Origin of the sequence: Mesorhizobium sp. M1006, assembly GCF_040318825.1 — a bacterium.
Taxonomy (GTDB): domain Bacteria; phylum Pseudomonadota; class Alphaproteobacteria; order Rhizobiales; family Rhizobiaceae; genus Mesorhizobium.
Map to the genome: position 1 here is coordinate 154,662 of NZ_JAMYMZ010000005.1, position 12,518 is coordinate 167,179.

Annotated in this window: 14 protein-coding genes; 6 read left to right on the top strand and 8 right to left on the bottom strand. The window is 62.2% G+C overall.

The window, feature by feature from the left end; genetic code table 11:
- Positions 1-7: 7 nt before the first annotated feature.
- On the bottom strand, positions 8-193 hold the full coding sequence (locus NKH60_RS06815; RefSeq protein WP_352540743.1) for a hypothetical protein: 186 nt from the start codon (positions 191-193) through the stop codon (positions 8-10).
- A 187-nt stretch (positions 194-380) separates the two neighbouring features.
- Between NKH60_RS06815 and NKH60_RS06820 the strand changes: the two genes are divergently transcribed.
- On the top strand, positions 381-1,391 hold the full coding sequence (locus NKH60_RS06820; protein ID WP_352833150.1) for a DUF2336 domain-containing protein: 1,011 nt from the start codon (positions 381-383) through the stop codon (positions 1,389-1,391).
- Between the two features lie 11 nt (positions 1,392-1,402).
- Here NKH60_RS06820 and NKH60_RS06825 read toward each other — a convergent pair whose 3' ends face one another.
- The 3 genes from NKH60_RS06825 to NKH60_RS06835 all read right to left on the bottom strand — a co-directional run bounded on the left by NKH60_RS06825 (position 1,403) and on the right by NKH60_RS06835 (position 4,332).
- The gene (locus NKH60_RS06825; RefSeq protein ID WP_352833147.1) at positions 1,403-1,750 is read right to left on the bottom strand and encodes a DUF1491 family protein; all 348 of its coding nucleotides are present in this window, start codon (positions 1,748-1,750) and stop codon (positions 1,403-1,405) included.
- A gap of 94 nt (positions 1,751-1,844) precedes the next feature.
- Positions 1,845-2,612: a peptidoglycan-binding domain-containing protein gene (locus tag NKH60_RS06830; protein ID WP_352833144.1), complete on the bottom strand. Its 768-nt coding sequence runs from the start codon at positions 2,610-2,612 to the stop codon at positions 1,845-1,847.
- Positions 2,587-4,332 carry an ATP-binding protein gene (locus tag NKH60_RS06835; protein ID WP_352871634.1) on the bottom strand — a complete coding sequence of 582 codons (1,746 nt, stop codon included), beginning with the start codon at positions 4,330-4,332 and terminating at the stop codon, positions 2,587-2,589. The genes NKH60_RS06830 and NKH60_RS06835 overlap by 26 nt, the downstream gene beginning before the upstream one ends.
- 519 nt (positions 4,333-4,851) lie before the next feature.
- Here NKH60_RS06835 and NKH60_RS06840 point away from each other — a divergent pair.
- Both NKH60_RS06840 and NKH60_RS06845 read left to right on the top strand, forming a co-directional pair.
- A complete protein-coding gene (locus NKH60_RS06840; protein WP_352771680.1) occupies positions 4,852-5,220 on the top strand; it encodes a DUF5330 domain-containing protein in 369 nt (122 codons plus the stop codon).
- 113 nt (positions 5,221-5,333) lie between these two features.
- Positions 5,334-5,762 carry a SufE family protein gene (locus tag NKH60_RS06845; protein WP_352871636.1) on the top strand — a complete coding sequence of 143 codons (429 nt, stop codon included), beginning with the start codon at positions 5,334-5,336 and terminating at the stop codon, positions 5,760-5,762.
- Positions 5,763-5,865: 103 nt separating this feature from the next.
- On the opposite strand, the gene NKH60_RS06850 is transcribed toward NKH60_RS06845, so the two are convergent.
- Positions 5,866-6,291: a Ros/MucR family transcriptional regulator gene (locus NKH60_RS06850; RefSeq protein WP_023677844.1), complete on the bottom strand. Its 426-nt coding sequence runs from the start codon at positions 6,289-6,291 to the stop codon at positions 5,866-5,868.
- Between the two features lie 673 nt (positions 6,292-6,964).
- On the opposite strand from NKH60_RS06850, the gene NKH60_RS06855 reads away from it, so the two are divergent.
- The 3 genes from NKH60_RS06855 to NKH60_RS06865 all read left to right on the top strand — a co-directional run bounded on the left by NKH60_RS06855 (position 6,965) and on the right by NKH60_RS06865 (position 10,308).
- On the top strand, positions 6,965-9,076 hold the full coding sequence (locus NKH60_RS06855; RefSeq protein WP_352871569.1) for a S9 family peptidase: 2,112 nt from the start codon (positions 6,965-6,967) through the stop codon (positions 9,074-9,076).
- A 77-nt stretch (positions 9,077-9,153) separates the two neighbouring features.
- Complete coding sequence (locus NKH60_RS06860; protein WP_352871571.1) at positions 9,154-9,780, top strand: LysE family translocator; 627 nt, start codon at positions 9,154-9,156, stop codon at positions 9,778-9,780.
- 144 nt (positions 9,781-9,924) lie between these two features.
- A complete protein-coding gene (locus NKH60_RS06865) occupies positions 9,925-10,308 on the top strand; it encodes an SET domain-containing protein (RefSeq protein ID WP_352683839.1) in 384 nt (127 codons plus the stop codon).
- Between the two features lie 11 nt (positions 10,309-10,319).
- Here the strand turns inward: NKH60_RS06865 and NKH60_RS06870 are convergent, their stop codons facing one another.
- The 3 genes from NKH60_RS06870 to NKH60_RS06880 form a co-directional block, all read right to left on the bottom strand.
- Positions 10,320-11,270 carry a cytochrome c gene (locus tag NKH60_RS06870; protein ID WP_352833135.1) on the bottom strand — a complete coding sequence of 317 codons (951 nt, stop codon included), beginning with the start codon at positions 11,268-11,270 and terminating at the stop codon, positions 10,320-10,322.
- A 9-nt stretch (positions 11,271-11,279) separates the two neighbouring features.
- Positions 11,280-11,723 (bottom strand): c-type cytochrome, encoded by a 444-nt coding sequence (locus NKH60_RS06875; protein ID WP_352449059.1) that lies wholly within the window; start codon positions 11,721-11,723, stop codon positions 11,280-11,282.
- Positions 11,724-11,898: 175 nt separating this feature from the next.
- Positions 11,899-12,495 (bottom strand): superoxide dismutase, encoded by a 597-nt coding sequence (locus NKH60_RS06880; protein WP_023677850.1) that lies wholly within the window; start codon positions 12,493-12,495, stop codon positions 11,899-11,901.
- Positions 12,496-12,518 lie beyond the last annotated feature (23 nt).

Genomic DNA, 12,518 nt, shown 5'->3' on the forward strand with positions numbered 1-12,518 from the left:
CCGATGCTCAGTGATGCGGTACCGGCAATGTTCCCGAAGGTCCCGGCTTGTCAGGGCCGGCCGGCCGCGTTTCGCCGGTCTGCGGCCGCTGTTCGTAGCGGACCCCGGGAAAGATGATCACTGCCGCCGGCGCGGTTTGTTGTGCTCGATTGGTTGCCGCCGTTCGCGGCACGAAAGACAGTACCATGCCCATGGTTCGCGTATTCCTCTCGGTTGCCCCGGAGCACAACGCAACGCCTCCATAGTCGATTAAGAAGGCAGTAGGTTAACGGAGCGCTAACGGATCGCCGCTAAATTGATCTTTGTTCTTGGGAAACGCGAAACCGGTACAGCCCGGCGGAGCGCTGTCCAGATCGTGTCGAGTGTCGGGCGTATCCTTCGTGTCAGCTTCGGATTTCAGGCAAATCGCAGCAGGAGCTGAATCGGGAAAGGCCGAAAGGCTGTTTCGCGCCGCGGTATCGGCGTTCTGCTCGCTCACCCGGCCTTCGCGCCGGGAAATCGCGCAGCTCGAAGACCTGACGCTGCCGCTGTTCGAGAATGTCTCGGTCGAATCGCGCCGCTACGTCGCGGCAGCCCTTTCCGAATGCGAATATGCACCCGCCGCGCTGGTGCGGCGGCTTTGCCAGGAGCGGGTCGACATCGCCGCTCCGCTGCTCATCCGCTCGCGCGCCCTTAGCGACGTCGACCTGATCGCGCTGATCGGACGTCACGGCCTGCCGCATGCCCGTGCCATTGCCCGCCGCAAGGATCTCAATCAAACGATCGCGGATCTCATCAAAGTGCTCGAAAGGCCGACGCTGGTGCGGTCGCAGCAGCAGCCGGAACCAACCGCCAAAGCCGCGTCCGAAAACGCCGAAGTGGTTGCGGGCGAGGTCAACAGGCAAGAGGCTTCCGATGCCGCTGAAACTGTACGCCGCCGGTTGCGATCCATGATGCGGGCCGAGAGCGGCGCCTCCATCAGTCCGTTCGTCGAGCCACAAACCTATGTCAAGCTGCGCGAGACCGCGCTGACCGGCAATGCGGCATTCTTCCAGACAGCGCTCGCCGATGCGCTCGAAGTCGATTTTTCAACGGCGCGGACGCTCACCGCGAGCCACAATTACACACCGCTGCTGGCCGCCTTGCGGGCGCTCGACCTCAGCGAAGACAAGGCGTTCCTGATCACGGCCGCCATCTATCCGACCGAGTTTCCGCACCCGCAGGCGATCCGCATCTTCCTCGACCGCTACCGCCTGCTGCACCGCGACGCGGCGTTGGACAGGCTCCGCGGCTGGAAGGCCGAGACCGTGTCGAAAATCGTTCGCAAGCCTGGGCGCGTCGCCGCAAATGCCGACCTGCGCAAGCCGAACAGCGCCGATATGACCGCCACCCCAAAGGCGCGTCGCGTCTGAAGGGCTTGCCGTTAAGACGCCTTGACCGAGATAAGCTGCTCGACGGGAATGGCGCCCGCCTCGATCTCGACCACCCAGATATCCGGATCGAATCTCTTCTCGCGCTCCAGCCGCGCGTCGAAGATGGCGGCATCGTCGCCTTCGCCAAGCAGGCTGAAAAAACGGTCGTCCGGCCTGGCTGAATCGTAACTCGTCTGCGGCGCCGGCCCGAACAGCGCCATCTCCCCTTGCCTGCCCCGCGCCAGCACGAAAACCGCGCCGGCTTCCGTCGCGCCGCGCTTGACCACGGCGGCAAAGCCGCCGGCGCTGAAAACCCGGCGCAACAGCGCCGACACCCACAGATCGGTGGTTACCCGCATGGAGTATTCCTGGACATGCGGCGGTCCTTACAGCATTGGCCGGAAAACCGTAACCGGTCTTTGCCGAGCGACCGGCGAGCGGCCGTCACGACCCTCAGTTGGTCAGGCCGATCTCGCGCATCTTGACGTAGACGATCTCGTCGGGCTCGCCGGTCTCCGGCAAGCCGAACAGCGCTTGGAATTCCTTGATCGCGGCCTTGGTGCGCGCGCCTACGACGCCATCCAATTGCATGTCGTCATTGCCGAACGCTTTCAGTCCGGCCTGGATCTTGACGATGCGGGGATCCGGCGCCGTCGCATTTGCCGGTGCGGACACCGGAATGGCGGCCGGAGCAGCGGCCGTTTCGACCGGCCGCGGCACCGGATGCGGCACCACGGCCGCGGTCTTTGGCGTGGCGCCCAGTTGATCCAGCAGGACGCTGTCGATCTCGCCGGAGGCATTCAATCCGACCTTCTGCTGATAGGCCTGGATGGCCTTGCGCGTATTCGGTCCGGGAATGCCGTCGACAGTGCCGGAATAGAAATCGAGATCCTTCAATATGCCCTGGACCTGCTCGACGACCGGGTCGCTCTTGATCGGCGCAGCGGCCGGACGCACGATATTGATGGTGGTTTCGGGCTCGTCGCTGTCCGCCCGGGGAAAGCGCTCGATGCTCCTGGTGGCGAAAAACGCGCCGGCATGCGGAAAGGGCTGGTACCAAAGCGCGTTCGCCGAGACGTAGAACAGCGTCACCAGGAACGCGGTCGAGCCGCCGACCACAATAGGATTGCGCGAGATCAGGCTGCCCAGCGCCATCGCTCCGTGCTCGAAGGCATTGCCGCGGCGTTTGACCGCCTTAGGCTGTTTTGCGGAGCGACCCATTGCTCTCCCCTTTGCCACCGTCCGCTCTGGCTTTGGCTGCGGACATCGGCACCACGCCGGTTTTCTCCGTCGAACGCCCTGTCGGCCCACTCACGGGAAGGCTGATCGTCACCGTGGTGCCCTCGCCCGGCATGCTTTCGATCGACATTGTGCCCTCGTGCAGCGCCACCAGCCCCTTCACCAGCGAAAGCCCGAGGCCTGTACCTTCGAAACGGCGGGTATAGTCGTTCTGGATCTGCATGAACGGCTTGCCGAGATTGACGAAGTCTTCCTCGGCGATGCCGATGCCGGTGTCCCGCACCCAGAAATGCAGCCGCGAGCCGATGCGCTTGGCGCCGATGACGACATTGCCGCCTTCGGGCGTGAACTTGATCGCGTTAGAGACGAGATTGATCAGGATCTGCTGCACGGCGCGACGGTCGGCATTTATTTCGCCTGCGTCCGGCGCGATCTGGGCCTGCAGATCGATGGCCTTTGCCTCGGCTTGCAGCCGCATCATCGATTGGCACATCTCGACCGCTTCGCGGAAGCGGAACGGTTCCGGTTCGGTCGCGTAAGCGCCCGATTCGATCCGTGATACGTCGAGTATCGAGGTGACGACGGCAAGCAGGTGCTGGCCAGAATCCCTGACCAGCCCGACATATTCCTTCTGGCGCGGATCCTTGAAGCTGCCGAACATCTCGTGCAGCAACATGTCGGAAAAGCCGATGATGGCATTGAGCGGGGTGCGCAACTCATGGCTGACGACGGCAAGGAAGCGTCCTTTCGCCACCTCGGCGGAGGCAGCCGCCTCATTGGCAGCGGCAAGCTCCTGGCGCAGTCCGGCCAGTTCGTCGTTCTCGCGCAGAAGAAGCGTGAAGACAGTCTCCTGCCCCGGCGCGCGCATCATCTCGAGCGAGAACGGCCGGTAATTGTCGGCCGTCACGCCGCTGCTCTGCGGCAACCTTACGCGAAGGTCGAGCCGGGTCGACAGGTCGCCATCGCGCATATCGGCCAGCGCACTGAGATACGGGACGCGGTCGGACAGATGGATGCGATCGAAAAGTCCGGTGCCGAAAAGCAGCTCCGGCGGCAGCCGCAGCATAGTGCGTGCCTTAGCCGAGACGTCCAGAACCTCGCCATGCGCCGCGATTCGCAGCACGACGGCGTCGATGAGGTCTTCGAGCCGGTGGCTGCCGGCCGGATCGAGCTGTGCGTTGGCGGCGCCGCGAAGCGGAGCGATACGCGGAATGAGCGTGAGTGCCCAGGCCAGTGGTACCAGCCAGTGCCATGCGGCGATTTCGGTCTGGCCGAGCGGCAAGACCGAACCGGCGAAAGGCTGCAGCAAGACTGCGACCAGGGCCGATATGGCGCCCCAGATCACGGCACGGCGCGACTGGCCGATCCACCAGGCTTCAAACGGCAGCGCTACCGCAAGCAAGGCAACCGGCGAGGCCACACCGCCGGCGGCAGCGATAAGGGCACCGAGGGCAACGCTGCCGACGACCAAGGCGAGTTGGCCGGCCAGGGTCATCTTGCCCGATGCCGCCACCAGCAGGGCGGCGAACCAGCAAAGGCCAAACGCCGCAAAAATCGCAGCCACAGTCAAGGCGGCGCCCATGCCCGACGTGACCAGCGTCACCGCTGCACCCGCGCTGAAGAAAGGAGCCGCCAGCATGACGCCAATGAACCGGCTGTGGCGGCGACGATCGCTCTGGCCGAGCACGGACGGATGAACCATCCGTTCGCAACCGGCGGCTATCGCGCCCGGCAACTCGGCGTATCTGGCCTTGATCGCACTCAACTCAACGCACCCGGTCGTGAACGGCCCTGCTTTGCAGGCGGCTTTTGTCGATCCGAAACTCGCATCCAGCGTTTAAGGAATGGATAAGGCTGGGCCGATCGTCCCCCGGCAGGCTGCAAATATCGGGATACCGGCGGAGAAAAACCGGGGCAATTGCCGCCATAGTAAACGGAGCGTTATCCGGACCGCTCGCGCCTGCACCTACGACCGATGGCATCAAACTGTCGCCGATTAAGAAAATGACCACGAAAAACAATAGGTTGGATGGTTATCATTTGCTGAATAAAATCTGAGCCGTTCGAGGCAAATGAACTTCAAAACGCTTCGTTTCGAATCTACCTAAAATTTAAGGAAAACTGTTGCTTTCGGGACAAGCCGTCCTTTGCGCGTCTGTGTCAGTATCGCGGTACAAGGGTCGTGCGGTTCGGAGGCATGACCGTCATAAAGGACAGACAGATGGGCTTTCTGATAAGAGCTGCTTTCTGGTTTTCGCTGGTGCTTCTGGCGCTGCCGCTGGGTGTCGGCGCCGATGATGCGGGCCGCGAAAGCGTCGGGCCGCTCCAGGCGCTGTTTGCGGCGCGCGAAGCCGTCGGCGACATCGCCGGTATCTGCGAGCGCAAGCCGGACGTGTGCGAGACCGGCAAATCGGCAATGCATACCATCACCGCCCGGGCCCGGGAGACCGCCAAGATCGCGGCTGCCATGCTGGACGACAAGGCCGCTGAACCCGATACAGTGACGACTACCGGCAGCGTGCCCGGGGAAATCGTCTTGCCGGCGAAAGTCGATCTGCCGGCGAAACTGCACTTGCCGGCGAAGAACTGAGACTGTTTCGGCCGAATTCATCGCCGGACCGCAAGGCTCCCCATGCCCGGCGCCTGCGGCATTTCTCCTCTTTTTCCGTGACGTGGCAGCGCCGGATGACTATATCCAGGGGCATGACGCCGACGATCCAGACCATCCGCGACGACTTTTCCCTGCTCGACGAGTGGGAAGACCGCTATCGCTATGTGATTGAACTGGGTGAAGCGCTGCCGCCGTTTCCCGACGAGCAACGCATGCAAGCCAACAAGGTGCCCGGCTGCGTCAGCCAGGTCTGGCTGACCACCGAGCAAGGCGGGGGTGTCGACCCCGTTATCACCTTCAAGGGCGATTCCGACGCCCATATCGTGCGCGGCCTGGTCGCCATCATGCTGGCGCTATTTTCGGGACGGCCGGCCAGCGAAATCCAGAGGACCGACGCAGAGGCCACATTGAAGGCGCTCGGACTTGACGAGCACCTGTCGCCGCAGCGCGCCAATGGTCTTCGCTCGATGGTCAAGCGCATCAAGCGTGACGCCGAGGCAGCGTTGAAGCAGACCGCCTGACCGCACGGCAGTTGCCGGCAGCATGGCGGGTTCGACCTTGACCCCATAATACAAAACGGCGCCTGTAGGCGCCGTTTGAGTATCAAACCGGAAGAGCCGCTTGTCAGCGTCCCTTGCGCTTGCGGCCGAGACCCATCTTCTTGGCGAGCTGCGAACGGGCGGCCGCGTAATTGGGCGCAACCATCGGATAGCTTGGGTCCAGGTTCCACTTTTCACGATACTGGTCGGGCGTCAGATCATAGTGGGTCATCAAGTGACGCTTGAGCGACTTGAACTTCTTGCCGTCTTCGAGACAGATGATGTAGTCGTCATGCACCGACCGCTTCGGATTTACCGCCGGCTTCTGCTTGTCGGCAGGCGGCTGCTCGGCGGCCCCGCCGACACGCCCGAGAGCGGCATGAACATCGGCGATAAGGTTCGGCAGTTCGCCGACCGGTACGGGATTGTTGCTGACATAGGCAGCCACCACATCGGCGGTGAGCTCGATCAGCGCGTCACTGTTTCTGGAAGGTGTTTCGGTAATATCCATGGCGTTCAGGTCCCAACGAGAATTGTTTCTGTCTACGCCCTATTTTTGGCAGGCAGGGCATCGCGCGAACTTGTGCAGGAAAAAGCCTCCGCGATTCGCGTCGCGGCATCTTAATGAGCCTGGGCGTCAAGTAAGTCAATTCGCTTCTTGCGGTCTATTCAGCGATACAAGTCAAATATTCCTCATTCAGCTTCACTCTTTCGTGCAAAGTGTAACTTTGCCGTTTTTTCTGGTCAGACCAGTATCGACTGACGCGGCGGCAAGCAGCCATTACACAAACGGCAGCACGTAAATAGAGTTCGATGCTTGACCCTGCCGGCGGCATTACAGCCAGGGTGATCGGCGGATTCAGTAAAATCATAGGTTGCGAAGCGTTACTGTTGCTCGCGAGCCGTCGCCGGAGCGGTGCGCTGTGTCATTGAAATGGGGTAATGTATTTCCGTAGACCCAGCCATATCGGCCACTTGCCAAGCCGCGAAGGCAGTTGCATGAGATTGACCGGCACTGGCAGGGTCATCGCAGCGACGGCGAGAACCGCGGCAGTCCGAGAAGAAATATTCGTTATCCGCTCCTCCAGCCGTCCTCTCGAGCCACCACGACGATAGATCATAGCCCTTGAACCCGCGCTCGGCGTGTTCATTCGCCATTCAAGTAGCTTCCACAGCGAGACGCAATGACCAGAACCCCAGTGTTTCCGACCGCCACGCCGCCGCAGCCGGAGAAGCGGCCGATCTTCGACACGCATCACGGCATAACGCGGACGGACGATTATGCCTGGCTGAGGGCCGCCAATTGGCAAGAGATGTTCAGGGATCCGTCCCTGCTCGACGGCCAAATCCGCGCCCACCTCGAAGCCGAGAATGCTTACCAGGCGGCGCTGATGGCCGATACCGTCCAACTGCAGAAGCAGCTTTTCGCGGAAATGAAGGGACGCATCAAGGAAGACGATTCTTCCGTGCCGATGAAGGACGGACCTTACGCCTACGGCTCCTCCTTCAAGCTTGGCGGCCAGCAGCCGCGTTATTTCCGCACGGCGCGTGACGGCGGCGACAAGCAGATATTGCTCGACGGCGATGCCGAGGCCGAGGGCAAGCCCTATTTCCGCCTGGGCGGCGTCGATCATTCGCACGACCACAGCAAGCTGCTCTGGGCCTTCGACGACAAGGGTTCCGAATTCTACACGCTGCGCGTCCGCGATCTGGCCGGCGGCAACGATCTGGCGGACAGGGTCCCGGACACCGGCGGTGGCGGTGTGTGGGATGCCGGCAATGACGGTTTTTTCTACACCCGCCTCGACCCCAACCACCGTCCTTCCAAAGTGCTGTTCCATGCGCTTGGCGACGGTCCTGAAAACGACCGGCTGATCTACGAGGAGACCGATCCCGGCTTTTTCATGGATGTCGGCGGCACGCGCTCCAACGAGTGGATCATGATCGGCATCAACGATCATGAGACCTCGGAATACCGCATCATGAGCGCCAACGATCCGTTCGCAGAGCCGAAGCTGGTTGCGGCGCGCCAGACCGGCCTGCAGTACGAACTCGAGGAAGGCGGCGACATCTTCTTCATCCTCACCAATGCCGACGGCGCCAAGGACTTCAAGATCATGACGGCGCCGGCCCACGATCCGGTGCGCGCCAACTGGCAGGAACTGGTGCCGCACGAAGCGGGCCGGCTGATCCTTTCGGTGATCGGCTTCAAGGACCACATGGTCCGGCTCGAGCGCAAGGAAGGCCTGCCGCGCATCGTCGTACGCGACCGCAAGAGCGGCGAGGAGCACCTGATCTCCTTCGACGAGGAAGCCTTCTCGCTCGGCCTGTCCGGCTCCTACGAATACGACACCGAGATCATGCGCTTTTCCTATTCGTCGATGACGACCCCGGCGCAGGTCTTCGATTACAACATGCGCACCCGCGAGCGGGTGCTGCTCAAGACCCAGGAAGTGCCGTCCGGCCACGACCCGGAGCACTACGTCACGCGCCGGCTGATGGCGCCTGCCGCCGACGGCGAACTGGTGCCGATCTCGCTCCTCCATCACCGCGACACACCGCTCGACGGGTCCGCCCCTTGCCTGCTTTACGGCTACGGCTCGTATGGCATCACCGTGCCGGCCGCGTTCAACACCAATCTGTTTTCGCTGGTCGACCGCGGCTTTGTCTACGCGATAGCCCATGTTCGCGGCGGCAAGGACAAGGGCTATGGCTGGTACGACGACGGCAAGCGGGTGAACAAGATGAACACGTTCACCGATTTTGTCGCTGCCGCCCACCACCTCGTCGCCGAACGCTATACGCAGCATGACCGCATCGTTGCGCAAGGCGGTTCGGCCGGCGGCATGCTGATGGGCGCGGTCGCCAACATGGCGCCGCAATGCTTCGGCGGAATCGTCGCCGAGGTTCCCTTCGTCGACGTGCTCTCCACCATGCTCGACGCCAGCTTGCCGCTGACGCCGCCGGAATGGCCGGAATGGGGCAATCCGATCGCGTCGGCGGAGGATTACCGGACGATCGCCGCCTACTCGCCCTACGACAATGTCGCCGCACTCGACTATCCGCCGATCCTGGCACTGGCCGGCCTGACCGACCCGCGCGTAACCTATTGGGAGCCGGCCAAATGGGTGGCGCGGCTGCGCGACCGCAAGACGGGTGAAAATCCGGTGCTGTTCAAGATCAACCTGGATTCAGGCCATGCCGGCGCCTCCGGCCGGTTTTCAAGACTGGAGGAAATCGCCTTCACCTACGCCTTCGCGCTCAAGGTGACAGGCAAGGCCGAGCTTGCGGCGTGAACATCGGCGGATGAGCGGTCATTGCCTTCCGTTCCGCGACGTGGCTTCATTGGCGGTGAGAGTTGCGGAGCCCACCAATGATCGATCTCGCCACGTTGATAGCTTATGTCGCGGTTGTGCTTGGCTTTGTCTTCATCCCGGGTCCGGCCACCCTTCTGACCGTGGCGCGGGCTACTAGTTCCGGAACCAGGGTTGGCATCGCGACCGGCGCGGGGATCGCGGCCGGCGACGTGGTTCACACCTTCATGGCGATCGTCGGCATTTCGGCGATCATTGCCACGTCGGCGGCGCTTTTCAGCATCGTGAAGTACATCGGCGCAGCCTACCTCATTTATCTCGGCATTCGCGCGATCATCGAGAAAACGCCGGCCTATCCGGCCGCCGGCGCACTCGCGATCCCCGCTGCCAAAGCATTTCGGCAGGCTGTTTTGACCGAGGTTCTCAATCCCAAGACCGCGCTTTTCTTCCTCGCATTTCTTCCGCAGTTCGTGCGGCCTGAAAACGGATCGGTGATGCTTCAACTGGCGATATTGGGCGTCATCTTTGTTCTGTTGGGCCTCGCCAGCACGGTGGTTTTCGCCGTGGGTGCGGGCGGCCTCGGTGCATTCCTGCGCCGAAACCCGACGGTGCTGAGATGGCAAGGCAAGGCTGTCGGCGGCATCTATTGCGCCTTGGGCATCCGGCTGGCGCTGCAACAGCGCTAGGGTCTCGACAAGCGACGCCGTATGAGGCTTCGGATACTAGGCAGGCACAGTTGATTTTCCGCTCGCAATTGCAAAGGCCGCGCGCTACCCAGTGCGCGGCCTTTTCACGGTCGCCGCCAACACTCAATCACGCAGGGATCTGCCATGTTGCTCGTCGATGTCTATCTCGACAAATCGCCCATCCAGGGCATCGGCGTCTTTGCCAAGAACCACATTGCCCGCGGCACGCTGGTCTGGAAGCTCGACCCTAAATACGACCGGCGCATCGAGGTGGAGACCTATGAGCGGGAAACCGGGCCGGTCAAAGCCTATCTCGACCGCTACGCCTATCCGGACCGGCGCGACCCGAACTACATCGTCTTCGAGGCCGACGATGCGCGCTACATGAACCATGCCGACGACCCGAATTGCGACGTCTCGCAACCGGAGGAGACCTATGCCTTGCGCGACATTGCGCCCGGCGAGGAAATGACCTGCGACTACAATCACTTCTTCGAAACCGGCTTCGACTTTCTCGGCGACCGCTGACGCAACAGCTGTCAGCTCGCCGGCTTCTTGCGCGCCGGATAGCCGTTGGGATGCGGCGGCACGGCTTTCAGGTAGGCGGCGATCGCCGAGCGGTCCTCCGGGGTCAGCACGGCCATGTTCCGCTGCACGTCGACCATAGCGCCGCCGACCGTATCGAAATCCGGCGTAAAGCCGGTTTCGAGATAGTTGGCGATGTCGGCTTCGGACCAGTCGGCGATGCCGCCCTCGCCCGACGTGATGTTCGGCACGATGCCGCTGCCTTCGGCGGCGGCCGCACCTGCCAGCCATTGGCTCTTGCTGGTGCCGCCGGCAAGATCCCGCGGCGTGTGGCATTCGCCGCAATGGCCGGGGCCTTCGACCAGATAGCGGCCTGTCAACACCGGATCCGGTGTGCCGTCGGGAAAGGAAACGACCGGCTGGTCACTCAAATAGAGCAGCTTCCACAAGCCAAGACCGCGTCGGACGTTGAAGGGAAATGCCAGCGAATTGGCGGGCGCCTTGCCGGCGACCGCGGGTAACGTCTTCAGGAATGCATAGAGATCGGCAATGTCGGCCGGCTTCATGCGCGCGTAGGAAGCATAGGGAAATGCCGGATAGAGATGCTCGCCCGACGGCGACACGCCCTTCAGCATGGCGTTGGCAAGATCCTCGACCGACCAGGCGCCGATGCCGTCCCTGGTATCCTGCGATATGTTCGGCGGCACGAAGCTGCCGAACGGCGTCTTGAGCTCAAGGCCGCCGACCAGCCGAAGGCGGGCGTCGCCTTGCGAGCCGGGCTTGGCATGACAGGATGTGCAGCCGCCGGCGTAGAAGATGCGCTTGCCCCTGGCGGCGTCGCCGGGACCAAGCTCAGCCAGCGTTGCGGCATCGAGCCTGACCGGAGCCGACAGCAACCAGCCGGCAATCGCGGCCGCGCCGCCCAGAACGAGGGCGGCGCCGACAAATTTCTTCAGCAAGCGCATTGCCCGCTATCAGCCTTTTTTTACCCGGTAGTTTTGATGGCAGTTGCCGCAGCCGCCGCCAATGGTGTTGAACTGCGCCTTCAACGCGTCGGCATCCGCAGGTGCTGCGGCGACCGCCGCCTTGACGTCGGCGAGGTACTTGCCTTCAGCCGTCTTGAAGCCGGCCATGTCCTGCCAGATTTTTGGGGACGCCGTGGTGTCGCCGGTGTCGCTGCCGGCCGGGAAAAGCGTGTCGACGCCGGCATGGAATTTCTCGGCATTGACCTGCAGTGCCTGCAACGCCGTCAGCACCGAAGCTGCGTCGTAGGGCGTCTCGCCCTTGACCACTTTCGACAAGCCGGCGGCGATCTTGCCACGTTCCTTCATCAGGGCCTGCCGGTCGGCTACCGGGTCGGCAAATGCCGCCGAACCAGCGAAGGCGAGCATCGAGATGGCGAGGATAAGCTTTCTCATTCACTTGGCTCCATGTTGAAGGCAGTTCAGGATGCGGTCCCACCCCGATGACAAACGGCAAGGATGGCTTAAAAATTCCGACGCTTCGCCTCACGCTTGCGTGAAATTTTTGCAGCTGTCGTTCTGATGCTGAAAAAGAAAAGCCCCGGTTCTGCCGGGGCTTTTCTGGAACGGATCAGGCCTTTTCGTAGAGCTCGAGCACATAGTCCCAGTTGATGAGACTGTCGACGAAGGCTTCGAGATATTTCGGCCGGGCGTTGCGATAATCGATGTAATAGGAATGTTCCCAGACATCGACGCCGAGGATCGGCGTCGCGCCATGGACGAGCGGGTTCTCGCCATTCGGCGTCTTCGAGATCGCCAGCTTGCCGTCCTTGACCGAGACCCAGGCCCAGCCCGAACCGAACTGGGTGGTGCCGGCGGCGATGAAGTCGGCCTTGAACTTGTCATAGCCACCAAGATCGCTGTCGACCGCCTTTTGCAATGCGCCCGGCAGCTTGTTGCCACCGCCGCCCTTCTTCATCCATTTCCAGAAATGGATGTGATTGTAGTGCTGGGCGGCATTGTTGAAGAGGCCCGCATTCTTGCCGAAGGACTGTTTGACGGCCTCTTCGACCGACAAATCGCCCATGCCCGCCTCGGCGGCCAGCTTGTTGCCGTTGTCGACATAGGCCTTGTGGTGCTTGTCGTGATGATATTCCAGCGTTTCCTTGGACATATAAGGCTGCAAAGCCTCGTAATCATAGGGCAAGGCGGGCAATTCAAAAGCCATCGGTCGTACTCCCTCGTGGAAAA